The sequence below is a fragment of the Colwellia sp. 1_MG-2023 genome (genome assembly GCF_030546755.1).
GTDB lineage: Bacteria > Pseudomonadota > Gammaproteobacteria > Enterobacterales > Alteromonadaceae > Thalassotalea_H.
The window spans coordinates 197,542-221,571 of the sequence record NZ_JAUOPE010000001.1 but is presented as its reverse complement, the minus strand read 5'-3'; the positions used below and the strand labels follow the sequence as shown (position 1 = coordinate 221,571).

At 37.4% G+C, this 24,030-nt stretch carries 24 protein-coding genes; 15 read left to right on the top strand and 9 right to left on the bottom strand.

The annotated features are described in order from the left end of the window. The first annotated feature begins 154 nt into the window (after window positions 1-154). Both Q4493_RS00880 and Q4493_RS00875 read left to right on the top strand, forming a co-directional pair. Entirely contained in the window at window positions 155-616 is a 462-nt protein-coding gene (locus Q4493_RS00880; RefSeq protein WP_303448666.1) for an adenylyltransferase/cytidyltransferase family protein, read from the top strand. 38 nt (window positions 617-654) lie between these two features. Further along, window positions 655-1,923, top strand: a complete 1,269-nt coding sequence (locus Q4493_RS00875; protein ID WP_303448662.1) for an oligosaccharide flippase family protein — start codon at window positions 655-657, stop codon at window positions 1,921-1,923. A gap of 73 nt (window positions 1,924-1,996) precedes the next feature. Here Q4493_RS00875 and Q4493_RS00870 read toward each other — a convergent pair whose 3' ends face one another. Genes Q4493_RS00870 through pssD form a run of 4 tightly spaced genes read right to left on the bottom strand, consistent with a single transcriptional unit; the run spans window position 1,997 to window position 4,723 of the window. After that, the gene (locus tag Q4493_RS00870; protein ID WP_303448661.1) at window positions 1,997-2,893 is read right to left on the bottom strand and encodes a glycosyltransferase; all 897 of its coding nucleotides are present in this window, start codon (window positions 2,891-2,893) and stop codon (window positions 1,997-1,999) included. Then, window positions 2,871-3,731: a glycosyltransferase family 2 protein gene (locus Q4493_RS00865; protein WP_303448659.1), complete on the bottom strand. Its 861-nt coding sequence runs from the start codon at window positions 3,729-3,731 to the stop codon at window positions 2,871-2,873. Before Q4493_RS00865 ends, Q4493_RS00870 begins: the two co-directional genes overlap by 23 nt. Window positions 3,732-3,779: 48 nt before the next feature. Then, on the bottom strand, window positions 3,780-4,232 hold the full coding sequence (gene pssE / locus Q4493_RS00860) for a PssE/Cps14G family polysaccharide biosynthesis glycosyltransferase (RefSeq protein ID WP_303448658.1): 453 nt from the start codon (window positions 4,230-4,232) through the stop codon (window positions 3,780-3,782). After that, window positions 4,229-4,723: a PssD/Cps14F family polysaccharide biosynthesis glycosyltransferase gene (gene pssD, locus Q4493_RS00855; RefSeq protein ID WP_303448656.1), complete on the bottom strand. Its 495-nt coding sequence runs from the start codon at window positions 4,721-4,723 to the stop codon at window positions 4,229-4,231. The genes pssE and pssD overlap by 4 nt, the downstream gene beginning before the upstream one ends. 440 nt (window positions 4,724-5,163) lie before the next feature. Between pssD and ribE the strand changes: the two genes are divergently transcribed. The 4 genes from ribE to Q4493_RS00835 all read left to right on the top strand — a co-directional run bounded on the left by ribE (window position 5,164) and on the right by Q4493_RS00835 (window position 7,652). Continuing rightward, a complete protein-coding gene (gene ribE, locus Q4493_RS00850) occupies window positions 5,164-5,628 on the top strand; it encodes a 6,7-dimethyl-8-ribityllumazine synthase (protein WP_303448655.1) in 465 nt (154 codons plus the stop codon). Between the two features lie 29 nt (window positions 5,629-5,657). After that, complete coding sequence (gene nusB / locus Q4493_RS00845) at window positions 5,658-6,071, top strand: transcription antitermination factor NusB (RefSeq protein ID WP_303448654.1); 414 nt, start codon at window positions 5,658-5,660, stop codon at window positions 6,069-6,071. 146 nt (window positions 6,072-6,217) lie between these two features. Beyond that, the gene (gene thiL / locus Q4493_RS00840) at window positions 6,218-7,204 is read left to right on the top strand and encodes a thiamine-phosphate kinase (protein ID WP_303448653.1); all 987 of its coding nucleotides are present in this window, start codon (window positions 6,218-6,220) and stop codon (window positions 7,202-7,204) included. Beyond that, the gene (locus tag Q4493_RS00835; protein ID WP_303448651.1) at window positions 7,191-7,652 is read left to right on the top strand and encodes a phosphatidylglycerophosphatase A; all 462 of its coding nucleotides are present in this window, start codon (window positions 7,191-7,193) and stop codon (window positions 7,650-7,652) included. Before thiL ends, Q4493_RS00835 begins: the two co-directional genes overlap by 14 nt. A gap of 114 nt (window positions 7,653-7,766) precedes the next feature. On the opposite strand, the gene serA is transcribed toward Q4493_RS00835, so the two are convergent. The 4 genes from serA to Q4493_RS00815 form a co-directional block, all read right to left on the bottom strand. Next, a complete protein-coding gene (serA, locus tag Q4493_RS00830; RefSeq protein WP_303448650.1) occupies window positions 7,767-8,996 on the bottom strand; it encodes a phosphoglycerate dehydrogenase in 1,230 nt (409 codons plus the stop codon). A gap of 148 nt (window positions 8,997-9,144) precedes the next feature. Next, on the bottom strand, window positions 9,145-9,801 hold the full coding sequence (gene rpiA, locus Q4493_RS00825; protein WP_303448649.1) for a ribose-5-phosphate isomerase RpiA: 657 nt from the start codon (window positions 9,799-9,801) through the stop codon (window positions 9,145-9,147). A gap of 84 nt (window positions 9,802-9,885) precedes the next feature. Then, on the bottom strand, window positions 9,886-10,494 hold the full coding sequence (locus Q4493_RS00820; protein WP_303448648.1) for a 5-formyltetrahydrofolate cyclo-ligase: 609 nt from the start codon (window positions 10,492-10,494) through the stop codon (window positions 9,886-9,888). A 126-nt stretch (window positions 10,495-10,620) separates the two neighbouring features. After that, window positions 10,621-12,165 carry a peptide MFS transporter gene (locus Q4493_RS00815; RefSeq protein WP_303448647.1) on the bottom strand — a complete coding sequence of 515 codons (1,545 nt, stop codon included), beginning with the start codon at window positions 12,163-12,165 and terminating at the stop codon, window positions 10,621-10,623. Between Q4493_RS00815 and Q4493_RS00810 the strand changes: the two genes are divergently transcribed. From Q4493_RS00810 to galE, 9 genes are all read left to right on the top strand, one after another. Further along, window positions 12,141-12,365, top strand: a complete 225-nt coding sequence (locus Q4493_RS00810; RefSeq protein WP_303448645.1) for a hypothetical protein — start codon at window positions 12,141-12,143, stop codon at window positions 12,363-12,365. The two genes, Q4493_RS00815 and Q4493_RS00810, sit on opposite strands and share 25 nt — an antisense overlap. Window positions 12,366-12,460: 95 nt before the next feature. Next, window positions 12,461-13,360 carry a UTP--glucose-1-phosphate uridylyltransferase GalU gene (gene galU / locus Q4493_RS00805; protein ID WP_303448644.1) on the top strand — a complete coding sequence of 300 codons (900 nt, stop codon included), beginning with the start codon at window positions 12,461-12,463 and terminating at the stop codon, window positions 13,358-13,360. Between the two features lie 189 nt (window positions 13,361-13,549). Beyond that, window positions 13,550-15,172, top strand: coding sequence for a glucose-6-phosphate isomerase (gene pgi / locus Q4493_RS00800; RefSeq protein WP_303448643.1), 1,623 nt, complete (start codon window positions 13,550-13,552; stop codon window positions 15,170-15,172). A gap of 404 nt (window positions 15,173-15,576) precedes the next feature. Beyond that, window positions 15,577-16,476 (top strand): sulfate adenylyltransferase subunit CysD, encoded by a 900-nt coding sequence (gene cysD, locus Q4493_RS00795; protein WP_303448642.1) that lies wholly within the window; start codon window positions 15,577-15,579, stop codon window positions 16,474-16,476. Between the two features lie 87 nt (window positions 16,477-16,563). Next, window positions 16,564-17,988: a sulfate adenylyltransferase subunit CysN gene (gene cysN, locus Q4493_RS00790; protein ID WP_303448641.1), complete on the top strand. Its 1,425-nt coding sequence runs from the start codon at window positions 16,564-16,566 to the stop codon at window positions 17,986-17,988. Window positions 17,989-18,107: 119 nt separating this feature from the next. Further along, complete coding sequence (locus Q4493_RS00785; protein ID WP_303448640.1) at window positions 18,108-19,835, top strand: SLC13 family permease; 1,728 nt, start codon at window positions 18,108-18,110, stop codon at window positions 19,833-19,835. A 78-nt stretch (window positions 19,836-19,913) separates the two neighbouring features. Further along, window positions 19,914-20,519 (top strand): adenylyl-sulfate kinase, encoded by a 606-nt coding sequence (gene cysC / locus Q4493_RS00780; RefSeq protein ID WP_303448639.1) that lies wholly within the window; start codon window positions 19,914-19,916, stop codon window positions 20,517-20,519. 100 nt (window positions 20,520-20,619) lie between these two features. Beyond that, a complete protein-coding gene (locus Q4493_RS00775) occupies window positions 20,620-21,576 on the top strand; it encodes a DHHA1 domain-containing protein (RefSeq protein ID WP_303448637.1) in 957 nt (318 codons plus the stop codon). 88 nt (window positions 21,577-21,664) lie between these two features. Further along, the gene (gene galE / locus Q4493_RS00770) at window positions 21,665-22,675 is read left to right on the top strand and encodes a UDP-glucose 4-epimerase GalE (RefSeq protein ID WP_303448635.1); all 1,011 of its coding nucleotides are present in this window, start codon (window positions 21,665-21,667) and stop codon (window positions 22,673-22,675) included. Between the two features lie 121 nt (window positions 22,676-22,796). Here the strand turns inward: galE and Q4493_RS00765 are convergent, their stop codons facing one another. Then, window positions 22,797-24,020, bottom strand: coding sequence for an EAL and HDOD domain-containing protein (locus Q4493_RS00765; RefSeq protein ID WP_303448633.1), 1,224 nt, complete (start codon window positions 24,018-24,020; stop codon window positions 22,797-22,799). Between the last annotated feature and the right edge of the window lie 10 nt (window positions 24,021-24,030).

Sequence of the window (24,030 nt, the reverse complement as noted above, 5' to 3'; positions counted from 1 at the left end):
TAGTGTAAATTATAGCGGGTATGGACATGGAAGAAGCCAACCCTAAAAAAGCATTGCTGTGAATTTTAGGCGAGTAAATAGCTGCTATTGTTCTCAAATCTAATCACCTTGTTAAAAAATTACCGTATTCAACCGTACTAAAGAGTAAATAATGATGAGTAAAACGGTTATAACCTATGGAACCTTTGATTTATTCCATATTGGTCACCTTCGATTGTTACAAAGATTGCGCGCGCTGGGAGATAAGCTGATTGTTGGCGTATCAACTGACGAATTTAATGCGCTGAAAAATAAGACGTCTAGTATTTGTTTTGAGGACAGAATTGAAATTATATCTGGGCTTAAGTGTGTAGATATGGTTATCCCAGAAAATGACTGGCAACAAAAAAAGCGAGATATTGAAAAGTATTCGGCAGACATTTTGGGTATGGGTGAAGACTGGCAAGGAAAGTTTGATCATTTATCTTCTGAGTGTGAAGTGGTTTATTTACCTAGAACGACAGGAATATCGAGTACCAAAATCAAACAGAATTTATCTATTCTTGGGCCTGAGCATAGAGAAGAGTTTAAAAAAGCACTAGAAGTGATTTCTAATTTAGTCGATAACCTCTCTTAAATAAATGAATTGTTATGAATGATAGGCTAAACAGCACGTTGGCAAATAGCGAAAAGGAAGATCAAAAGCGGGTATTTCAAAACGCTGGCGCTTTGTTTGTGATTCAAATTGCCAATATGGTGCTGCCGTTTATCTTGTTGCCATACCTAACTCATGTTCTTGGGGCTCAATACTATGGATTAGTCGCTTTTGGTGTAGGGATAGCGCAATTAGGCTTTGTTATTACCGATTATGGATTCTCTTTATACGCGCCCGTAGCCCTCAGTAAAATCAGGGGTGATGTCTTAAAAATTAACAAAGTTGTTGGCGCTATTTACTGTTGCAGGATTTTACTGTTCCTATTGGTGTCTGCCATAATTTATCTTTATGCACTAAATACTCAACAATATGCAGAACACAGGGAATTGATACTACTTAGTATTTTAATTCTGGCCGGAACAACCTTGCAGCCAGTCTGGTTTTTTCATGGTATTGAAAAAATGGGATATATCACGTTTTTCTCATTACTTTCACGTTTGAGTTTTTTGTTGTTGGTGGTACTTTTTGTCGCAACTAAAGAAGATTACTTCTACGTAGCTCTATTTAACGGTATCACTCATTGCGCCGCAGCATTGTTAGGATTGGTCCTTATTTACAAGTTGGGATATCGCGCAACTTGGCCAGGTTGGCAGAACGTATTGGAAACCTTTAAGGCGTCAATGGAGTTTTTTTGGTCGCGCGCTGCGGTTAGTACCTATACGGCGGCTGGCACTGTTTTCTTAGGGCTTTGGGGTACGAGTGTTCAAGTTGCCTATTATTCTGCGGCTGAACAACTATACAAAGGAGCGCAAGCTTTTTTCTCTCCTTTGTCTCAGGCCCTCTATCCTAACATGCTTAAAAATCGAAATTTTTCCTTGTTATTTAAAGTCATGAAATGGGCGGTTTTATGTTGTCTAATAGGTGTATTAATCGGCTCTATTATAGGTGATCAGGTTATTGAACTCTTATTTGGTATAGAATTTGTTAATGCTAATGCAGTATTACTGATTTTTTTAGTTACCTTAATGTTTACTACGCCTTCTACGATGCTAGGTTATCCCTTGCTAGGCGCTTTAGGGAAGGTCAATTTGGCGAACAAAAGCGTATTTTTAGGTGCTGCTTTGCAATTGTGTTTACTGAGTTTTTGTTATTGGTTTGGTTATGTTACGGCATTTTCTGTCGCTATTTGCGTGTTATTGGTAGAGTTACTGGTATTTTTTCTAAGGGCTTATTGGGGAAATAAATATCTTCGTGCCAGTACAAACTCGCAGCTTGAGAATAACCATTGATTTTAATGCAATTTTATTTTTTGCTCCCGCATTGAGTGTCACCTTGTAAATATTGATAAGTAGCTAAAAACTGTTATTTATAATGCCTCTGGTGTAATTGCTGTATCAGTTTAAAATTAGAAGATAAAAAATAGCGCAATTTGCTATAAAAATGCCCCGAGCCAAGTTGCTTAACAAGTTCCTTTATTGACAATACTTCTCTACGTCGTCGAATCCGCATGAATGTTTGATTGTTAATATTAGTTTTACTCATCAAATGCTGATGCTTATCAAAATACTGTAAGTAGCCTTCAACACTGCTAGTATGACCTATCATTCGCTCTGAGGAGCCTGTGTCGTTGACAATATATGACGGGGTAGCTATGCGAAAAGCCTCGCCGTATTTTATCAGTAAGCGAGTCCAAAGATCGTAATCTTGACATGCTACAAATTGCTCGTCAAAGCCACCAATACTGAGCACTCGCTCTTTTTTTACCAGAACCTGCGAGGTTGCTTCATTGTAACTGAGTTGCTGTGCCAGCGTAATTCGGCCTGCTTTGGCATCAATGATGCGTTTTTTCTTACCATAATCCCAATACATACTTGAGCAAACAAAGGCATATTTATCATCATAAGCCGATACTAAGCTTGCAATTCTATTCGGTAAAAACACGTCATCATCATCTAGACCGGTAACAAACTCACCATTAGCATGTTTGATCGCTATATTTCGAGCGGCACAAGCTCCTTTACTGACTTCATTTTTAAATATAACTATGTTGTTATGTTTATTGGCAAGATGAGTTAAAAACTCAAAGGTAGTATCGGTTGAACCATCATCAACTACAAGTATTTCTATGTTTGGATACGTTTGTTGAAGCACCGAGTCTATAGCGTTAGCAAGCAACTCTTGACGATTTTTCGTCGGAATATAGACACTGACCAAAGGTAGTGAGGAATGATTGTTTTTAGCTAACTCTATTTGATTCATCTCTTTCCCATTGCTTGGTTTTACCTTGCATAAATTGCAATTTTGCTCTGATTTTGACAAATAGTTTGATGAAGAAAAAGGTCGGGTAACATAATGCAGGCGGATTATTATACTTTTTTGGAATCTTGGTTATTGGTGCGTTAACCTGCATACTTTTTAATTGTACATTACCACGTTCCACTCGTGTAAGTACTTGCAGCAAATTGGTTAAGTTTTTAGCACATGTGAATACTAAAGCACACTGTTGAGATACTGCCACTTCAGCGGGCAAAAACTGTCGTCTTATATATTCGTCATCGGCAATAACTTCAGGTAAGGGAAAGATTTGCTTTATGCCACTTGCACTTAAAGCGATAACATTAGAAAGTCGTTTGTTAGTATTGTAAAAAGAAAGACTAGCGACACGATAATATTGTCTCACGAAAAAATTACTTTTATCGAAAGCGAATGTTATTTTCGGCGAAATGGCTTTTAGTTGCTTATCCTTAAGCTCTGCTACAAGTGTGTTGAGGTCTTTGCCACTAATTTGAATATCTGCGTCCATCAATACTTTAAGCGAACCTTGGCTGTTATTAATACCTATGTTCAGCGCATTTGTTTTCGAGGCTTTATCCGTTTCAAATACTAAGAAATGAATGTTTCTTTGTTGAAGTATTAAACTATTTGTTTCGATGAAAGACAGGGTTTCGGCATAAGTGTTATCTTTACAAGCATTACAGATAACAACTATTTCAATTGCGTTTACTTTTTTATCATCAAGTAATTGAGTAAGCGTTTTAACGATCAAAGCTTCTTCATTGTATGCTGGGATGATAATGCTAAATTTATATGGTTCCATGATGTTCTAACTTAATAAACACACTGTTTTGCTGTTATCGTTCGGGTATTAAGCCTCATTGATTACTTCAAGTATTTTCTCATAACCACAAAAATTATTTTTTTGATATGGAGTAAATTGGTTATTAACTGATTTTAACACGAACTCTTCAAGCCGTTGCAGATCAGTGCATACACAAGCATAGTTATTTTTGATGACAAAATCAGCTAAATCTTGTTGATGGTTATCTATTCGGTCAAAATTAGGCACAATCAAGGTTGGTTTTGCCATTTCTAATAAATTAAACACAGACCCCGCACCGGCATGGGTGATAACTAAATCAGCCTTATTTACTTCATCTTGTACCTGAGTCGTGTATTTGAAATACGTATGGTTGACAGGAAGGTAGGTCCCTTCAGAGATCTGATTGACGATGTGATACTTTTTGGATGATAACTGCTCATTTACTGCCTTAAATAAAGCATTGTAATGAGTATGGCCTACGGTAACAAAAATATTCATAATCTACCGAAGAAGCGGCTCTTAGGGTAATGTTTTTTTAATGATTCATGTTGAATAAAAAACAAATTTGCAACGTGATACATAACTTTTCCAGCAAGAGACGGTGTAAAAACACGAGACCATGACTCGAAGTAGATCACTTTAATGTTAAACAAACGACAAATTACTCCTGGAACAACTGCAAGCCCTGGCCCAGTTGAAATCATAGAAACTACACGGTAATTAATCATTATGCGAGTCATTTGGGCAAGTGACCAAAAAAAATACAAAATGAAAGTAATAATATTTTTAAAATGAGAAAATTTGTCACGTGCTTCTATACAATAAAATTGACGAATAAAGTTATTATCCTTAGTTTCAACGTCAGTTAAAGCTATAAACGGTATACTTTTTAGTTCTTCAGGTGCGCCATTAATAAAGCGAGTCATCTGTGCTGCATGACCTCCCTTTCCATATACCATAAGTATCACTTCTGGACGATTTTTTAACATTTAAGGATTAATACTCCCATCCATTTTTATTTATATAATTAAAATTATCAAAGCTAAAGAGATCTTAAAATACTTTCTAAAGAGAATTATCTAATGCTTGAAGGAATTGCATTCTACATTAAAGAAAAATAACAGGAAACATTTATTGATGAAATACCTATGAACAATTGCCTGTAAATATATCTCAGTAATTTGAAAAACGGCTACTTTTTTGCCGTAAGCATTTTAGTTTATGTTGAATCTATTGCACGTTAACAGTAAGCAGTGAATGTATGACAAATGCTTCTTTGCATTTAGCTAAGCTGAGATACCCTTTATAATAACCTTCTAAACATAACTAACAGCAGAATTAAAGTTTGTGTTGTTAGCTATAAACCAGTACCTAATCCCTTCATTTTTTGTTAGAATCGCGGCAATTTTTTTAAGCAGGTTATTTATCCATGAACGTAATTGAAGCGAAATTTGATGCTAGCGGCAAAAAAGTTGCCATTGTTGTTTCACGTTTTAACAGCTTTGTTGTTGATCGTTTACTTGAGGGCGCTGTTGATACTTTGATTCGACAAGGTAATGTTGCTGATGACGACATCACTGTTATTAAAGTGCCTGGCGCTTATGAACTACCTTTAGTTGCTAAGAAAGCGGCTAAAAGTGAAAAGTTCGATGCCATTATTGCTATTGGTGCGGTAATTCGTGGTGGCACACCTCATTTTGATTTTGTTGCTGGTGAGTGTAATAAAGGTCTAGCGCAAGTGTGTTTAGATTCAGAAATTCCAGTATCATTTGGTGTTATTACAACGGATACCATCGAACAAGCCATTGATCGTGCTGGTCTAAAGGTTGGAAATAAAGGTGGTGAAGCTGCCCTGAGTGCGTTAGAAATGATTAACGTTCTTTCTCAGCTATAATTTAGCCAGTAATTTATTTGGAGTGTGTTGTGAAACCATCACCTAGAAGAAAAGCCCGTGAATTAGCTGTTCAAGCCGTATATTCATGGCAAATGAGCGAAAATTCAGTCACTGATGTTGAAGCTCATTTTTTAACTGAAAATGCTAAACGTCGTTTTGAAATTGAATTTTTTCAAAAATTATTTCGAGGTGTTACTTCACAAGTAAGCTCTATTGATTCAGCAATAGAACCGCATGTTGATCGTCCTTTATCAGATGTTGACCATATTGAAAAAGCGATTATACGCGTTGCTATTTTCGAATTAAGTGACTGCTTAGATGTGCCTTATCGTGTTGTTATCAACGAAGCAATCGAATTAGCGAAACTTTTTGCTGCTGATGATAGTCATAAGTTTGTTAATGGTGTACTTGATAAAGCCGTGAAGTTAATTCGTCCAGAGTAAATTAATCTCGAATTATTACTATTATTAGGCGCCATAATTATGTGCGCCTTTTATCTTTTTATGCGCGTAACATTCTGTTTTATATAACTTAAGCATTAACAGAGAACTTATCTGATATTAGCCCTTTTGAAATGTGATAAATCGTTATGAAAGAATTTGAACTGATTAAAAAATACTTTACTGAACAAGCGGTCAATCGGAAAGACGTGGTGCTTGGCATTGGTGATGACTGTGCGTTATTAACGCCTGCAGAGCGTCAGAATATTGCAGTAACTACCGACACTTTAGTTGCTGGAGTACATTTTCCTCACGAAACTGAACCTCGTGCTATTGGTCATAAAGCGATTGCGGTTAATTTATCTGATCTTGCTGCTATGGGCGCTGAACCATCATGGGTATCCATTGCCATTACCTTACCTGAAATTGATGAAACCTGGGTTGGTGAGTTTTGCGCTGGCGTGTTTGAGCTGTGTGAATATTATAATGTTCAGCTAGTTGGGGGCGATACCACACAAGGGCCGTTAAGTATAACCGTTACTGCACAAGGGGTAACTCCGTTTGACAAACATATTAGCCGAAGTGGTGCCAAAGCTGGCGATTGGTTATATGTAACAGGTGAAATTGGTGATGCCGCTTTAGCCATCAAGCATTATTACGGTAACATTGAGCTGACAAGCGATGTATTAGCAGCAACTTATCAAAGATTAAATTATCCTAAACCACGGGTATTAGCAGGGCAAGCGCTGCGTGAGTATGCTTCTTCGGCGATTGATTTGTCGGATGGTTTATTGTCTGATCTTGAGCACATACGTAAAGCCTCTAATGTGGGTGTTAATATCGTGCTTGAAGACTTACCACTATCAAATGAGCTTGTAGACACCTTAGGGCATGAAGCGGCGATAGAATTAGCGTTACAAGGTGGCGATGATTACGAATTGTTATTTACTGTTTCTGCAGATAATAAAGTAGGAATGGAAACGGCACTTGCTAATGTAGGGGTAAAGGTGTCTTGTATTGGTCAATTAAATGCTACAGGCAAGGTAACTACAACGCTTAATAGTGAAGCGACTCATATAAATGCTAAAGGGTTTGAGCATTTTTCAACGAAAGAAAATTCCCATGAAAACCCATAAATTTAAATTATCTGATCCTATTCAGTTTCTTGCCTTAGGTTTTGGTAGCGGTCTTGCGCCGAAAGCGCCCGGTACATTTGGCACCGTTGCGGCAATTCCTTTATTAATGTTGTGTGCTTCATTGCCCGTCATTCAATATGTTGTGTTGGTGCTTGCAATGTCGATAGTCGGTATTTATTTATGTGGATATACTGCGAAAGCGGCTGGCGTTCATGATCACCCGGCAATCGTCTGGGACGAAATTGTCGGTTTGTTTATTACCATGTTCTTGATCCCGCTGACATGGCAAACAATGCTAGTAGGTTTCATTTTATTTCGTTTTTTTGACATCGTTAAACCTTGGCCGATTTCTTGGCTTGATAAACATTGTCATGGTGGCTTTGGCATTATGATTGATGATATCGTCGCAGGCTTAGCTGCTCTGGCATGTATGCATTTAATTTTTTAAGCGTTTGTTATTGTTAAATAATAAGCTCAATGTTTAGATAAAATAATAAAAAGCCCAAATATCGCTATTTGGGCTTTCGTTTTATTAGGGCTTTATACATTAACTAAACAGTTATTAATGTAAGATTCTCGCTTTAATTGTACCTTCAACGGCTTTTAATGCGCGAAGGGCCGTTTTACTATCCGCTGTTTCAATATCAATAACCACGTAACCAATTTCATCATCAGTTTGCAGATATTGTGCAGCAATATTTATATCATGCTCGGCAAACGCTTGGTTGATCTTGGTTAAAATACCGGGTTGATTGCGATGAATATGTAGCAAACGACTGGTACCCGTATGCCCAGGTAAAGACACTTGCGGGAAATTTACTGCCGATAATGTAGAGCCATTGTCTGAATATTTCGCTAATTTACTGGCAACTTCTAAGCCGATATTTTCTTGGGCTTCTTTTGTGCTACCACCAATATGAGGTGTTAAAATTACATTATCAAATTCACGTAAAGGTGAAATAAACTCTTCATCGTTGCCTTTTGGTTCTACAGGGAAAACATCAATGGCTGCACCAGCAACTTTTTTGTCAGTCAATGCTTGTGATAACGCATCAATATCAACAACAGTACCACGTGAAGCGTTGATAAATATCACGCCATCTTTCATCGCATTAAATTGTGCAGTAGCCATCATATTTTGAGTTTGCGGTGTTTCAGGCACATGCAAACTCACTACATCAGATTCTGCGAGTAAGGCATTAAGTGTTGAAGCTTGGCTGGCATTTCCTAAAGGTAATTTAGTTTCAATGTCATAAAAACGTACTTTCATACCTATGGTTTCAGCAAGAATGCCTAGTTGCATTCCTATATGGCCGTAGCCAATAATACCTAAAGTTTTTCCTCTGGCTTCAACTGAGCCTACGGCCGACTTATTCCAAACACCACGATGCGCTTGCGCACTTTTTTCAGGAATGCCACGTAACAAGAGTAATAATTCACCAATTACTAATTCTGCGACTGAACGTGTGTTTGAGAAAGGCGCATTAAAAACAGGGATCCCTAATTTTTGCGCTGCTTTGGTATCAACTTGGTTTGTGCCGATACAATAACAACCAATTGCCACTAGTTTTTTCGCATGCTTAAGGACGTTTTCATTCAACATGGTGCGCGAGCGAATACCAATAAAATGCACAGAGGCAATTTTTTCAATCAATTCTTCTTCAGCTAAAGACGTTTTAAGATATTCAATGTTGCTATATCCTTGAGATTTAAGCTCTTCTATAGCGCTTTGATGAACACCTTCTAATAATAAGATCTTAATTTTTTCTTTTGCTAACGATTTATTACTCATGATCGATAATCACTCTTGGTAAAGTTACTGAAACGATTAAAATGTTAATGTAAACCCAACCTTTTAAAAACAGCTTACAAAAACAGATAGATGGCTAGATGCCTAAATCTAATGTTAAACTAACATATAGTGCATAAACTCTAAAGTGTTATTTTACTATTTTTGCACCTTCTGGCGTGCCAAGTATTAAAACATCAGCACCGCGAGCGGCGAACAAACCATTAGTAACAACCCCTACCAAGGCGTTGATGTCATTTTCTAAACGTATTGGATCGATTATGTCTAAGTTATGCACATCGAGAATGACGTTTCCGTTATCAGTGATCACCCCTTGACGATAAACAGGATCGCCGCCAAGCTTTACTAGCTCTCTGGCAACATAACTTCTTGCCATTGGGATCACTTCAACAGGTAATGGAAACTTGCCCAACACTTCAACTTGTTTAGATTGATCGCAAATACAGATAAAAGACTTGGCCACCGCAGCCACTATTTTTTCGCGAGTAAGTGCTGCACCACCACCTTTGATCATATGCATATGCTTAGTAATTTCATCAGCCCCATCAATGTAAACATCAATGATATCTACATTATTTAGATCAAAGACTTCAATACCATGGGCTTGCAATCTTTTAGTTGACTCTTCAGAGCTTGATACTGCACCTTCAATATCATTTTTCATCTTTGCTAGTGCATCGATAAAGTGATTAACGGTTGAGCCTGTTCCAACACCAACGATAGAATCTTTTTGTACAAATTCTAGTGCTTTGATCGCCGCAGCTTTTTTCATTTCATCTTGAGTCATTGAGAAGTTCCTCTAATTTTTGCCGACATTATAACAGTCAATAACGCCTGAATATATGCCGGCTTTGGAAAAGTAATAATGAATTTAATAAAACTTAAAGTGCTGGTTAGGCGTGATAATTTCAGGAATGGGAATATCCCAATGTTCGCTCGGAACTTTATCCACTTGTTGAAAGTCATGCGCTAAACCAATGGGGTAGGGTTTAGCTGTTTGCTCTTTTTGCGTGTACCATTTATTGAGTGTTCTATCATAGTATCCACCGCCCATTCCTAGCCTTGCTCCAGTATTATCAAAAGCCACTAGCGGGGTGAAAATAATATCGAGCTGCTCCATTGGTAACACATCTTGAACATTTAATTTCGGCTCTAAAATATGGTATTTATTGCGTATCATCGCCGTTTGAGCATGGTAGTGTAAAAACAATAAATGTCCTTTGCTAAAAGGGTGTAACACCGGCAAATAGGTTTTTATTTTCTGATCCCAACACTCGTTAATAAAGTCATGTGTATTTAATTCTCCATCATTAGTTAAGTAGATGGCTATTGACTTTGCCGTTAGCACTTTCGGGTGATTCTTTAAACTTTTTGCTAAAAGCTGTGATTGTTGCTGTTGGGAGCTTTCATCTAACGATTGACGTTTTTGACGAATTAATTGCCTAATTTCATTTCTAGAAAGCGAAGTAGAGGTAGTCATGACAAGTGTATTATTTGATTTGGTGGCTTAACAATAAACGGGGACGCAAGAAAGTGAAAGAAAAAAATAGCCAACGTAGTTGTTGGCTATTTTGATATTAATGAAAACGAATGTTGTTAATGTTGATTAAGCAACGGTTGTCGCCGATTTTTCATTATTCGCTTTTGCATCTTCAGCTGTAGGCTCTTCATCATCAGCAGCCAAACTTTCCCAAAATCTTGATTTCAAACCAATTAATAACATTACGATACCGATGCCAATACTAAATAAACTAATTTGAATATAAAGCGAAGGAATTTGCTCTACGTTATTTGGATCGTAGTTACCAGCTAATAAACCAGAAATGATGTTACCAATTGAGTAGGTTAATACGAAAATTCCCATCATTTGACCAGCAAATCGTTTCGGAGAAAGTTTACTTACCGCACTAAGTGCTACAGGACTTAAACATAATTCACCAACTGTGTGTAAAAAGTAAGTAGCAACTAACCAATAAGGTGCTACTTTCATGCCCGAAGCGGCGTATTGTGCAGCAAAAAACATAACAATAAAGCCACTTGCCATAACAATTAAACCAAAGGCACATTTAATTCCGTAAGAAGGGCTAACCCATCTTTTACCTAAGTTAATCCATAATGCAGCAAAGAAAGGAGATAATAGGACGATAAATACTGAGTTTAATGATTGAAACCAACCAGTTGGCACTTCAAATGAACCCACTAAGCGGTCAGTATAATCACGAGCGAATAAGTTCATAGAAGAACCTGCTTGCTCAAAGCCAGACCAAAAACAGGCAGAAGCTATACAGATAAGTAATAACGCCCACAGTCTTTTCTTTTCATTACCGGTTAAATTACTGAAAAAATAAATAACGGCGTAATAGATGACAAAAATAAGTGAAAAGGCAATCGCAACATTTTGAGCGACAGCAACAGGATTAATCGAAATAGTGCCATTAAAAACTAAGGCGGTAACAATCGCGATGCCTACTAAAACAGCGGTAATGATTGACCAACTCGTTTTCTGTGCTTTTTCTGACATTGGATAAACAGGGTGTTCACCTACGCCGGCAAGTTTAGGGGTAGTAATTTTATATTGAATTAAACCTAATGCCATACCAACTGCAGCTGCACCAAATGCCCAGTGCCAACCGACATTTTCCATTAGGTAACCACAAACACCGTAACCAATGACTGAGCCAATATTAATACCCATATAATAAATGGCATAACCACTATCACGACGAACATCTTTATCTGCATATAATTGACCTACCATAGCGCCAATATTTGGTTTAAGTAAACCGGTACCTAAAATAACAACGATTAAACCGATAAAGAAAGTATCTTCGCTTGGGATCGCTAAAATGATATGGCCGATCATAATGATAATAGCGCCGTACCAAACAGATTTTTGTCCACCGAGTAAACGGTCTGAAATCCAACCGCCAGGTAACCCCATAAAATAAACACTACCGGTATATAAACCATAAATGGCAGCTGCTGAAGCGACGGTTAAGCCTAAACCACCTTCTTGTAATGTAGCCGTCATAAAAAGTACAAGTAGCATGCGCATGCCGTAATAACTCATACGTTCCCACATTTCTGTGATAAATAAAGTTTGCAGGCCTTTAGGATGACCAAAGAATGAATGGTCAGTTTGCGTTGTCATATATAATTTCCTTCGTAAGGGGCGACGTACATCTATTTTTATTATTAGTGTGGTTGTTTAATGGTTTAATTAAACGTGGCGATGTCGACGCTTTTTATAATAAATCAGCGGCATTTATACCTTTGATAGCCATTAAGCGCAAGTTAATCGCGCAGTTATCTGATGTTTTACGCGGAATAATTCGTTTAAAAATGGATTAAATTCTGAAAAAACAACATTAAACTGGAGTTTAATTGTTAATTAATAGTAATATTTAACTAAGCTAACATAAATTTATTATATAAAGATGGACAATATGGATAAAAGAATTACCAAAGCAGTGATCCCGGTAGCGGGACTTGGCACGAGAATGTTACCGGCAACAAAGGCTATTCCAAAGGAAATGTTGCCAATTGTCGATAAGCCATTAATTCAATATATTGTTAATGAATGTATTGACGCGGGTATTAAAGAAATTGTTTTAGTGACTCATTCATCTAAAAATGCCATTGAAAACCATTTTGATAAATCATTTGAATTAGAAACCACGCTTGAAAAGCGTGTTAAACGTCAATTATTAGATGAAATTCAAGCGATTTGTCCAAAAGATGTCACTATTTTACATGTGCGCCAAGGCGAAGCGAAAGGCTTAGGGCATGCGGTATTAAAAGCACGTCCTATTATTGGCAACGAGCCTTTTGCCGTTGTACTTCCTGATGTTATTCTTGATGATGCTCATGCCGATTTAAAAACAGAAAACCTTTCTGCCATGCTTACCCGTTATAAAGAAGTGGGTAATTATAGCCAGATTATGGTTGAGCCAGTACCTATGGAGAAAGTCAGCAGCTATGGTGTTGTTGATTGTGGTGGCTATGAGTTAGCGCCTGGTGAGTCGAAAACCATGACAGCAATCGTTGAAAAGCCGCCGGTAGAAAGTGCGCCTTCAAACTTAGCGGTTGTTGGTCGTTATGTCTTATCTGAAAAAATTTGGGATTTACTTAAATTAACTCCTCCTGGAGCGGGTGATGAAATTCAGTTAACTGATGCTATTGCCATGCTGATGGAAAAAGAAACCGTTGAAGCGTTTCATATGACAGGTAAATCGCATGATTGTGGTTCTAAACTTGGTTATATGAATGCGAATGTTGAATATGGTTTAAGACATCCAGAACTTGCTGATGACTTTAAACAACACTTAATTGAGTTGTTAAAATAAGCTTTTATCTCGTTTATATTAAACGTATTAAGAGTATTGAGGTGTTAATGTTTGTATGAATTTGAGCATTAATACCTCAGCAATGTGCTACTTCAAATAATTGCAATGGTCGTCACTAAAATGAACGATTGTCATTTGAGTGTCTGTTAAAAATCGTTGAATTATCATGGTTTAAATAAGGATATATGTGTGTTTCAAGATTTAAATGATATCTGTCTGCTAGCAGATAAAGTGAAAAACCGATCGATATTGAGTTTATTCACCGATACTAATCGTGCAGATAAGCTTTCAGTCACTGTTGGTGACATTTTTCTTGATTATTCAAAACAAAATATCAACGATGATGAATTGTCTGCTTTGGTCCAGTGGGCAGAACATTGCCATTTATCTGACACGATTAACGATATGTTTTCAGGTGAAAAGATAAATGAAACAGAAAATCGTGCGGTTTTACATACGGCATTAAGAGCGCCTGATTCCTTAAAACATTCAGTATTAAAAGAAAAAGCACAAGAAGTAATTGATACTGAAAATCAAATGGCTGAAATTGTCGATAATGTTTGCTCAGGTAAGCTAGTTTCAGCATCTGGAGAAAAATTCACTGACGTTTTAGCGATTGGTATTGGTGGCTCTTATTACGGTATAAAAGTCGCGCTTACAGCACTAAAACCCTATCATAGTACCGGATTAAATGTTCATGTGTTAGCGAATGTTGATGGCGGAGCAGTTGACGAAAAAATTAACTTGCTTCCCGCTGAAACCACATTAGTTGTGGTGATATCAAAAACGTTTACCACTCAAGAAACGTTACTCAATGCTACTGCGATAAAAAATTGGATGCTGTCGGCCTCTGACAATCAAGATATTATCGAAAAACAATGGTTTGCTATTAGTACTAATATTAATGCGGTGATCTCGTTCGGTATTTCAAGGCAACATATTTTACCTATGTGGGATTGGGTTGGCGGTCGATTTTCATTATGGTCTGCGGTTGGTTTACCCTTGGCATTAGCGATTGGAAACCAAGGCTTTTCGCAATTAAAAGCAGGGGCTGGCGAAATGGATGAGCATTTTAAATCCGCCCCTTTTGAACAAAATATGCCCGTTTTATTAGCGCTTTTAGGCATATGGAACCGTAACGGTTTAGCGTATTCTAGTTTAGCTATTTTGCCTTATGATCATGCCTTACGTGCGTTACCCGGTTATTTACAGCAAACAGATATGGAGAGTAACGGTAAATCTGTAGCCTTGTCGGGTGAAAAACTTACTTGGGATACAGCGCCAATTGTATTTGGTCAAGAAGGTACTAATGGTCAACATGCTTTTATGCAGTTAATGCATCAAAGTGATGATATTGTCCCAACCGATTTTATCATCGCGCTTAATGGCACTAGCCAACTTAAAGCACATCATCAAGTGTTAGTCGCCAATTGTTTTGCGCAAAGTGAAGCGTTGATGCAAGGGAAAACCTTATCTCAAGTAAAAGACGAGTTATCAGCTGCTGGTTTGTCCCCAGCAGATATTAACAACTTAGCCCCGCATAAAACCATGAAAGGGAATACACCAAGTAATACCTTGCTTTTAAATAGTGTCACGCCTCAGTCATTTGGTGCCTTGTTAGCTTTATATGAACATAAAATATTTGTTCAAGGCGCTTTGTGGCAGCTTAATTCTTTTGATCAGTGGGGCGTTGAATTAGGCAAACAGTTAGGTAATCAAGTATTGAAAGTAATGAATGGCGAGCATAGCGATTTATTATCTACGTCATCATTGGCACTCATTGCTAAGTTCAATCAAACTAGGGCGTGTTGATCTTTCGAGGTTAAATTTTGTTCAAAATAAAAGACATTTATTCAAGGCGTGAGTTAAGTAGCATGGTTGTTGCATGTAAATAGCGAACAACGAATAAAAAATGGCTTTTAATTGAACCCTTCGGGCAACGTTTGTTTGTCATTTCTACTACATTTTTGCTCATTGAGGTGGAATAACCACATATCATTCGCAATGCTTTGTATAAATACCAAACAAACTGTTGCAAAAATCATCGCGAAAGATCAACACGCCCTAAATAATTCATGACTTAATACCAAATAATTGTATGAATGGTTTTGATATTCATTTTTTATCTATTAAATTTCTTTCTTATATTGGATTGTACTAGGTTATTATGTCAAAATTCATGGCATATTTAATAGGGATTTAACGTTAAGAAGCCAATGAATTTAACTCATTTACAAAAGTTAGAAGCTGAATCTATCCACATAATGCGCGAAGTTGCTGCTGAGTTTGATAACCCAGTGATGCTTTATTCTGTCGGTAAAGACTCTGCTGTTTTACTTCACCTTGCCCGAAAAGCGTTTGCACCAGGAAAAATACCTTTTCCGTTATTGCATGTTGATACCACGTGGAAATTCAAAGAAATGATTGAATTTCGTGATCAAATGGCAAAAGAGTACGGTTTTGAGCTATTAGTGCATAAAAACCCTGAAGGTCTTGCCATGAATATCAGCCCATTTGTGCATGGTAGTGCTAAACATACCGATATCATGAAAACTCAAGGCTTAAAACAAGCGTTAGACAAATATGGTTTCGATGCTTCATTTGGTGGCGCTCGTCGTGATGAAGAAAAATCACGTGCTAAAGAACGCGTATATTCATTTCGCGATAAAAATCATCGTTGGGACCCTAAAAGCCAACGTCCAGAGTTGTGGAATGTTTATAACGGTAAAGTAAATAAAGGTGAAAGTATTCGCGTTTTCCCATTATCAAACTGGACTGAATTAGATATTTGGCAATATATATATTTAGAAAATATTAAAATTGTTCCGTTATACCTTTCTGAAAAACGTCCTGTTGTTGAACGTGACGGCACCTTGATCATGGTTGATGATGATCGTATGCCGATTGAAGAGGGTGAAGAAGTGATGATGAAAAATGTTCGCTTTAGAACATTAGGTTGTTATCCGTTAACCGGAGCCGTTGAATCTGATGCCACGACTTTACCTGAAATTATTCAAGAAATGTTGTTAACCAAAACCTCTGAGCGTCAAGGACGTGTAATTGACCATGACTCAGCAGGTTCGATGGAAAAGAAAAAAATGGAAGGTTATTTTTAAGCTTTCATTAGTGATTTATCCAACTGACAATATTAATCCGTATCAGGCGTTAATCCTGATATAAGAATGAATTCCAAAGGAAAAAAAATGAGTAATCAATCAGACTCACTTGAAACAAATTTGCTTGAAACAGATATAGAAGCGTATTTAAAGCAACACGAAAATAAAGAAATGTTGCGCTTTTTTACCTGTGGTAGCGTTGATGACGGCAAAAGTACGCTTATTGGGCGTTTATTACATGACTCAAAAATGATCTTTGAAGATCAATTAGCCGCGATTGAAAATGATAGCAAAAAGTCAGGCACCACGGGTGAAGCGGTTGATTTGGCCTTATTAGTTGATGGATTACAATCTGAGCGCGAGCAAGGTATTACCATTGACGTTGCTTACCGTTACTTTGCTACGGATAAACGTAAGTTTATTATTGCTGATACTCCAGGTCATGAACAATACACACGTAATATGGCAACTGGTGCTTCTACGTGTGATTTAGCAATTATATTGATTGATGCTCGACATGGTGTACAAGTTCAAACGCGTCGTCATTCATTTATCTGTTCATTACTTGGTATTAAGCATGTTTTAGTGGCGGTAAATAAAATGGATTTGGTTGATTATAGCCAAGAGCGATATCAGTCAATCAAGAAAGAGTATCGCGATTTTGCCGATGGCCTTGAATTTAGCGATGTGCGATTTGTACCAATTTCCGCGTTAAATGGTGATAATGTTGTTGAAGAAAGTGCCAATATGTCTTGGTATCCGGGCGCAACTATGATGAAGCTGTTAAATACTATTTCTGTAGATAACGATGAAAGCTTCACGCAATTTAGACTACAAGTACAATATGTTAACCGTCCTAATTTAAATTTCAGAGGTTTCTCTGGCACGATTGGTTCTGGTCATATTCGCGTAGGAGATGAAATTGTTGCTTTACCGTCAGGGAAAGAAAGTACGGTAAAATCTATCGTAACCTTTGATGGTAATTTAGAGCGTGCTGATAAAGGTCAAGCTATTACGTTAACGCTTGATGACGAGATTGATATTAGCCGTGGTGAGATGATCGTTAAAAAAGGTGCTTTACCTGAGTCATCGAAAGAATTTAATGCGTCAGTGGTTTGGATGCATGAAGATGAGTTAGAAGCTGGTCGTGAATATTATATTAAACATGGTAGCAAGACCACAACGGGACATGTTATTGATATTGACCATCGCATTGATGTCAATACCATGGAAACCAGTGAAGTGACCCAATTGGCGTTAAATGAAATAGGCTCTGTAAATTTTGAAGTCGCAGAAACTCTTCATTTTGATGCATATAACGATAATAAAACCTCAGGTGCTTTTATTATTATTGACCGCTTGAGTAATATCACCGTTGGTGCCGGTATGATCAATAAAGCCATTTCAAAAGATCAAAAAGCTGAATTTTCAGCATTTGAGCTTGAATATAATGCGCTTGTCAGAAAACACTTCCCACATTGGGGAGCACGTGATATTTCTAAATTGAAATAACTGTTGATTAAACAAGTTAAACATATAGATTTATTCTTACTGAAGTCGTTGATAGTCAAAGGGTTGATTATCAACGACTGATCTATATTGAAAAACAAGCCTCGAAAAGGAAAATAAAAATGGTAGCAATGCAATGGCTTTTAATAGTCATTTTTATCGGTACCTTTATTGGACTTTTAAAATTTCAACGGACACCAGAACGGGTATTTTCAGCGGCAATGCTAACCTGTTTGGCCACATCTTTCGTTGATACTGAGCATATTCTCAACAATGCAGTTAATTCTGGTTTAGTGACCCTAATTTTATTGGTATTAGCTTCTTTTTCATTTGAAAGAACGAGTATTTTACGTCGCCTGTCAGCAACAATGATTAATGGCTCGCCGTTTAAATCAACCGTGAGAACCTTAACCTATACCGCATTTTCTTCTGCTTTAATGAACAACACCGCGGTGGTGGCAGCGTTAATTTCTACCGTTAAAAATAATCGCTTAATTAACCCCGGAAAACTATTACTACCTTTGTCGTTTGCTGCCATTTTAGGTGGCAGTTTAACGTTAGTGGGCACATCAACAAACTTAATCGTCAATACAATGCTGATTGAACAAGGTCATGAAGGGATCAGCTTTTTTGATTTTACTCCGATAGGCATTGTTGCCTTGCTGATTTGTTTAATATTAATCATTGTCCGTCAAAATAAACTGCCGAATATTAAAGAAGAACATGCTTCTAACCAAGATTATTTGTTAGAAGCCCAAGTGAGCCCTGATTCAAAAATGCTCGGTTTGACTATCGAAGAAAATGGCTTAAGAAATTTAGACTCGTTGTTTTTAGTTGAAATTATTCGAAATAGCCGGTTGATTTCACCTGTGTCACCTGACGAGATTATTTTGAAAAATGATAAGCTTATTTTTTCAGGTGATATTTCGAAAATATTAATTTTACAGCAATTTGACGGATTAACCTTATACGCTGAAAAAAGTGGTTTATTAAGAGATAATTTAACCGAAGTATTAATTAAGCCTGATTCGACTATCGTTGGGAAAACTTTAAAAAAAGCGGGTTTTAGAGCACGATTTGATGCTGCTGTTGTTGCCATTAAGCGCGAAGGAAGCTCCTTATCAGGCAAGCTAGGTGAAATGGTCATTAAACCTGGTGATTTTCTTGTTTTAGCGGTGGGTAATGACTTTAGCGCACGTACTAACTTAACGAAAAACTTTTATATTTTGTCGGGACATAAACCCGATAATATGCTGTCAGGATGGCGCGATAATTTAACCTTGTTTGGCTTTATTGCCAGTATTCTTGTTTCCGTTTTGCTAAATGTTACTTTACTTAAATGTTTAATTTTCTATATCTCACTGCTCATTTTTACCGGGTGTTTAACGGTTAATGAAATAAAGCGCCGTTTTCCTTTAGAAATTTGGATGATTGTGGTGGGAGCATTAACGCTTGCTAATGCACTTGAAACTAGCGGTGTAGCTGAATTAATTGCTGTTAATATTGAAAGTTTTTTACATGGCCAAAGCGCTTATCTCACCTTAGTGGTTATTTTTATTACTACCTTATTAATCACAGAGTTGATCACTAATAGTGCCGCGGCTGCCTTGGTTTTTCCTATCGCTTATAACATTGCATTAGGTTTAGGAGTTAGTCCTTTGCCTTTTGTTATGGCGGTGGCCTTTGCTGCCAGTGGCAGCTTTATCAGTCCGTTTGGCTATCAAACAAATGTTATGGTGTATAACGCTGGTAATTATACCTTAAAAGACTTTGTTTGCTTTGGCTTGCCGGTATCTTTGGCATATAGCTCGGTTGTATTAATACTATTGCCATATGTTTTTCCTTTTTAGTAAGCTTCAATCAATAGGTGAGCAATTGATTTGGCGAGAAGACATTCTGCATTAACAAATTTTAATAGTGAATAAATAATGAATATGAAAACTGAAAATACCGTTTGGCATGAGCAATTAGTCAATAAACAGCAGCGTGCTGAAATGAAAGGGCAGCGTCCTTGCTTGCTGTGGTATACCGGCTTAAGTGGCTCAGGTAAATCAACCGTGGCAAATGCTGTCGACCGATTACTATTCGAGCGTGGTTGTCATACCTATTTACTTGATGGTGACAATGTTCGTCATGGTTTAAATGGTGATTTAAGTTTTAGTGACGAAGACAGAGTGGAAAATATTCGCCGGATTAGCGAAGTATCAAAACTTTTTATCGACGCTGGTACGATAGTTTCAACTGCCTTTATTTCACCGTTTGCTGCAGATAGAGAAATGGCGAGAAATTTATTAGTGGAAGGCGAGTTTATTGAAGTTTTTATCGACACGCCAATTGCTATTTGTGAGCAACGTGATCCTAAAGGACTTTATAAAAAAGCACGTGCGGGTGAAATAAAAGACTTCACAGGTATAGATTCTACTTATGACGTTCCTCAGAATCCAACGATTCATGTGAAAACTGCAGAACAAGATATTCGTCAATGCGCGGAGCAAATCATTCAATACTTACTGAATAATCAATATATTAAATAGTTTAGAAGAGACATATCTCGTCGTTACAATCATCACTAGGTTGAACGTTGAACGAGAAAAGCGAGTTATCTTTAAACTTGAAAAGGAAGAGTGTTAATTTATGCATTTTGATGTGTTTAACGGTGATGCGGATGGCATCATTGCGTTAGTACAATTACGATTAGCTGAGCCGAAAAAATCAACGCTGATCACTGGTGTAAAACGTGATATTGCTTTGGTAGAGAACGTGTCTACCGAACAGGCAACGTCTGTCACCATACTTGATGTTTCCATGGAAAAAAACATTACAGCGTTAACTCAACTTTTAAATCATGATGTTGATGTGTTTTATGTGGATCATCATAGAGCTGGTGATATTCCACAAACCGATAAGTTGCACGCGATCATTGATACTGATGCCAATACTTGTACTAGCTTGCTTGTAAACACTTATCTTGAAAATCAATATGTTAATTGGGCGATTGCTGCTGCCTATGGCGACAATATGCTTGCATCTGCTGAAGCGCTTGCTAATCAAATGGGGTTAACGCCCTTGGAAAAATCGCAACTAAAAGCTTTGGGTATTTATATTAATTACAATGGCTATGGACGCAGTGTTGATGATTTGCATTTTGCGCCTGATCAACTGTTTCAGCAATTAGTAAAGTACGAAAACCCACTAACATTAATTGCTGAAACTGATTCTGTGTATCATCAGTTAGAGAACGCTTATCACCAAGATATGGACAAAGCGATCAATGCGAAAATATTGGCTGATAATGAACAATGTAAGGCGGTCGAATTACCTGATGAAGCGTGGGCACGGCGAGTAAGTGGTGTATTTGGCAATGAGTTAGCTAATCAATCACCGGAAAAAGCGCATATTGTTTTCACGATAAACCGTGATGCGAGTTATACCGTTAGCTTACGAGCACCAATGAATAATAAACAAGGTGCTGGCGATATTTGTGCCGAATTCCCCACAGGTGGAGGAAGAGCCGCAGCAGCTGGGGTGAATGAATTACCTGCAGAAATGATTAACGCATTTATTAAAGCCGTGGCACAATATTACACTTAATATAGAAATCAAACATTCATTTGCCATCATTTATTATTAATGGCTACTTTATAGCGATCTTTGATAAGACAATTAGATAAGGAACATTATGGGTTTATTGATCACCGGCGGTACTGGCTATATTGGCAGTCATACGGTTGTAGAGTTGTTACAGTTAAATAAAGATATCGTCATTGTTGATAATTTGTCGAATTCTTCCACATTAGTGTTAGACCGTATCACGCAAATTACCGGTAAGACAGTTACTTTCATTGAGGCGGATATTTGCGATGAAGCTGCGTTAAACAGTATTTTTGAGCAGCATAGTATCGAAGCTGTTATTCATTTTGCAGGATTAAAAGCGGTGGGTGAGTCTAATGAAATACCTTTGGCTTATTATCAAAATAACGTTGCTGGCTCAGTAACTTTATTTAGAGTGATGGCAAAGCATAATGTTAAAAATTTAGTGTTTAGCTCTTCGGCAACGGTTTATGGTGAAAATAACCCTGCACCGCTTGTAGAAACTATGCCTATTTCAGCTACCAATCCGTATGGTCAAACTAAGTTAATGGTTGAACATATTTTGCAGGATTTAGCCAAAAGCGATGATGCTTGGTCAATTGCTTGTTTACGTTATTTTAATCCAATTGGTGCACACGAAACTGGCTTAATTGGTGAGAATCCAAACGGTATACCTAACAACTTGTTACCTTATGTGGCGCAAGTTGCTGTTGGCCGATTGCCTCAGTTGCAAGTATTCGGTGATGATTATGATACGCCAGACGGTACTGGAGTTAGAGATTATATTCATGTAGTTGATTTAGCCGTTGGCCATGTAAAAGCGCTTGAAAGTTTAACTAAAATATCGGGTTGTCAGCCGATTAATATTGGTACAGGTAAGGGAACATCCGTGCTTGAAATTGTTAATGCATTTAAAGCAATTAGTGGCCAAGATATTCCTTACACTATTGTGCCGCGTCGGGCTGGGGATATCGCGACGGTTTATGCAGACGCGAGTGTTGCGAATGAGTTACTTGGCTGGCAAGCGAGTAGAGACTTAAATGCTATGATAGCTGATACGTGGCGTTGGCAATCACAAAATCCGAATGGTTTTGAGTAAAATACTTATCGTAAACTTAAAAAAGCCGACAAAAAAAGAGCCTTTCGGCTCTTTTTTGTTTTAAAGATCAACACGACCTAATAAACAATATGAGAAATTGTGAGCTCAACGGTGAAAAGCATTAACTTTGAGCGAGCTGAGATTGTTCATCTGCCCATGCAATAGCTTCATTGTAATCTTTAACCACTTTTTCTTTACTCAAGCCTAATTTTTCCATCACGGTGGCTGTTTTATCCCAATCGGCATGTTCAATTAATTTTACTAAGGTAATTAAAGCCGCTAACACACCTTTTTTCGTGGTTAAGGCGTCTTTAATCTCTTGAGCGAGAGGAAGCTTGCCTAAAATACTTTCTAAGCTTTCATCAAGTATAGCGTCGATTAACGACAATAAACCGGTTAAGAAAGCTATGGAAGTATCTACTGGTGCATTAATATCTTGAGCAACCATCTCACAAAATTTTGCACGAGTCATCGCCGCGTTAATTAATTCTGTCGGTTTATCAGGATTAACATTCGTGGCAAACATTAAGCCTAAAAAGCGTTTAAGTTCACCTGAGCCTAAAATCACGAGGGCTTGTTTAATCGTCGATATCTCACTTCTCCGTCTAAAAATAGGAGAGTTTGCATAGCGTAATAATTTATATGAAAGAGAAACGTCACGTTCGAAAACAGACGTGATACTTGCTAAGTCTAATTCTGGCTTCGATGTTTCATATAATAATTCAGCCATGGCAATTTGCGAAGGCGATAATGCCTTTGTTTTCACCATTTCTGGCTTAGCAAAGAAAAAACCTTGGAATAATTCAAAACCTAACTCTAATGCTTGATTATATTCTTCATAGGTTTCTACTTTTTCCGCTAATAATTGAATATGTGGATGATTGGCAATTGCGATTTTGATTTCTTTGATCTGCTCGAGACTAGTGTCTTGCCAGTCTACTTTAATAATTTTTACGAAAGGGTAAAAGTGTCCCCAAACTGGCTGATGAATATAATCATCTAAGGCGAGGGTGTAACCTTTATCGACCAAATCTTTACATAAGGACAGCAGTTTTTTGCCAGGTTTAACGGTTTCTAAAATCTCAACCACTACTTCATCCGTGGTTAACATTTCAGGGTAACCTTGTTCGATGGTTTCTAGCGTGAAATTGATAAACGCTGGTTTGCTGCCGGTAAATTCACTGATACCTAAATTGAACTTACTTGCTTCAACCATTTTACTGGTGGCTTCATCACCATCAACATCTGGAAATACATTATCTATACTGTCGCGAAACAATAATTCATAAGCAAAGAGGTTCTTTTCTTTGTCTAGAATAGGTTGTCTGGCTGCGTAGAAATACATAGAAGATCCT

Bases quoted from the DNA above. Each gene is read 5' to 3' on its own strand.
- Q4493_RS00880 (WP_303448666.1), top strand. From the start codon at position 155: ATGAGTAAAACGGTTATAACCTATGGAACCTTTGATTTATTCCATATT.
- Q4493_RS00870 (WP_303448661.1), bottom strand. From the start codon at position 2,893: ATGAATCAAATAGAGTTAGCTAAAAACAATCATTCCTCACTACCTTTG.
- Q4493_RS00865 (WP_303448659.1), bottom strand. From the start codon at position 3,731: ATGGAACCATATAAATTTAGCATTATCATCCCAGCATACAATGAAGAA.
- pssE (WP_303448658.1), bottom strand. From the start codon at position 4,232: ATGAATATTTTTGTTACCGTAGGCCATACTCATTACAATGCTTTATTT.
- pssD (WP_303448656.1), bottom strand. From the start codon at position 4,723: ATGTTAAAAAATCGTCCAGAAGTGATACTTATGGTATATGGAAAGGGA.
- ribE (WP_303448655.1), top strand. From the start codon at position 5,164: ATGAACGTAATTGAAGCGAAATTTGATGCTAGCGGCAAAAAAGTTGCC.
- thiL (WP_303448653.1), top strand. From the start codon at position 6,218: ATGAAAGAATTTGAACTGATTAAAAAATACTTTACTGAACAAGCGGTC.
- Q4493_RS00835 (WP_303448651.1), top strand. From the start codon at position 7,191: ATGAAAACCCATAAATTTAAATTATCTGATCCTATTCAGTTTCTTGCC.
- serA (WP_303448650.1), bottom strand. From the start codon at position 8,996: ATGAGTAATAAATCGTTAGCAAAAGAAAAAATTAAGATCTTATTATTA.
- rpiA (WP_303448649.1), bottom strand. From the start codon at position 9,801: ATGACTCAAGATGAAATGAAAAAAGCTGCGGCGATCAAAGCACTAGAA.
- Q4493_RS00820 (WP_303448648.1), bottom strand. From the start codon at position 10,494: ATGACTACCTCTACTTCGCTTTCTAGAAATGAAATTAGGCAATTAATT.
- Q4493_RS00810 (WP_303448645.1), top strand. From the start codon at position 12,141: ATGAATGGTCAGTTTGCGTTGTCATATATAATTTCCTTCGTAAGGGGC.
- Q4493_RS00815 (WP_303448647.1), bottom strand. From the start codon at position 12,165: ATGACAACGCAAACTGACCATTCATTCTTTGGTCATCCTAAAGGCCTG.
- galU (WP_303448644.1), top strand. From the start codon at position 12,461: ATGGATAAAAGAATTACCAAAGCAGTGATCCCGGTAGCGGGACTTGGC.
- cysD (WP_303448642.1), top strand. From the start codon at position 15,577: ATGAATTTAACTCATTTACAAAAGTTAGAAGCTGAATCTATCCACATA.
- cysN (WP_303448641.1), top strand. From the start codon at position 16,564: ATGAGTAATCAATCAGACTCACTTGAAACAAATTTGCTTGAAACAGAT.
- Q4493_RS00785 (WP_303448640.1), top strand. From the start codon at position 18,108: ATGGTAGCAATGCAATGGCTTTTAATAGTCATTTTTATCGGTACCTTT.
- cysC (WP_303448639.1), top strand. From the start codon at position 19,914: ATGAATATGAAAACTGAAAATACCGTTTGGCATGAGCAATTAGTCAAT.
- Q4493_RS00775 (WP_303448637.1), top strand. From the start codon at position 20,620: ATGCATTTTGATGTGTTTAACGGTGATGCGGATGGCATCATTGCGTTA.
- galE (WP_303448635.1), top strand. From the start codon at position 21,665: ATGGGTTTATTGATCACCGGCGGTACTGGCTATATTGGCAGTCATACG.
- Q4493_RS00765 (WP_303448633.1), bottom strand. From the start codon at position 24,020: ATGTATTTCTACGCAGCCAGACAACCTATTCTAGACAAAGAAAAGAAC.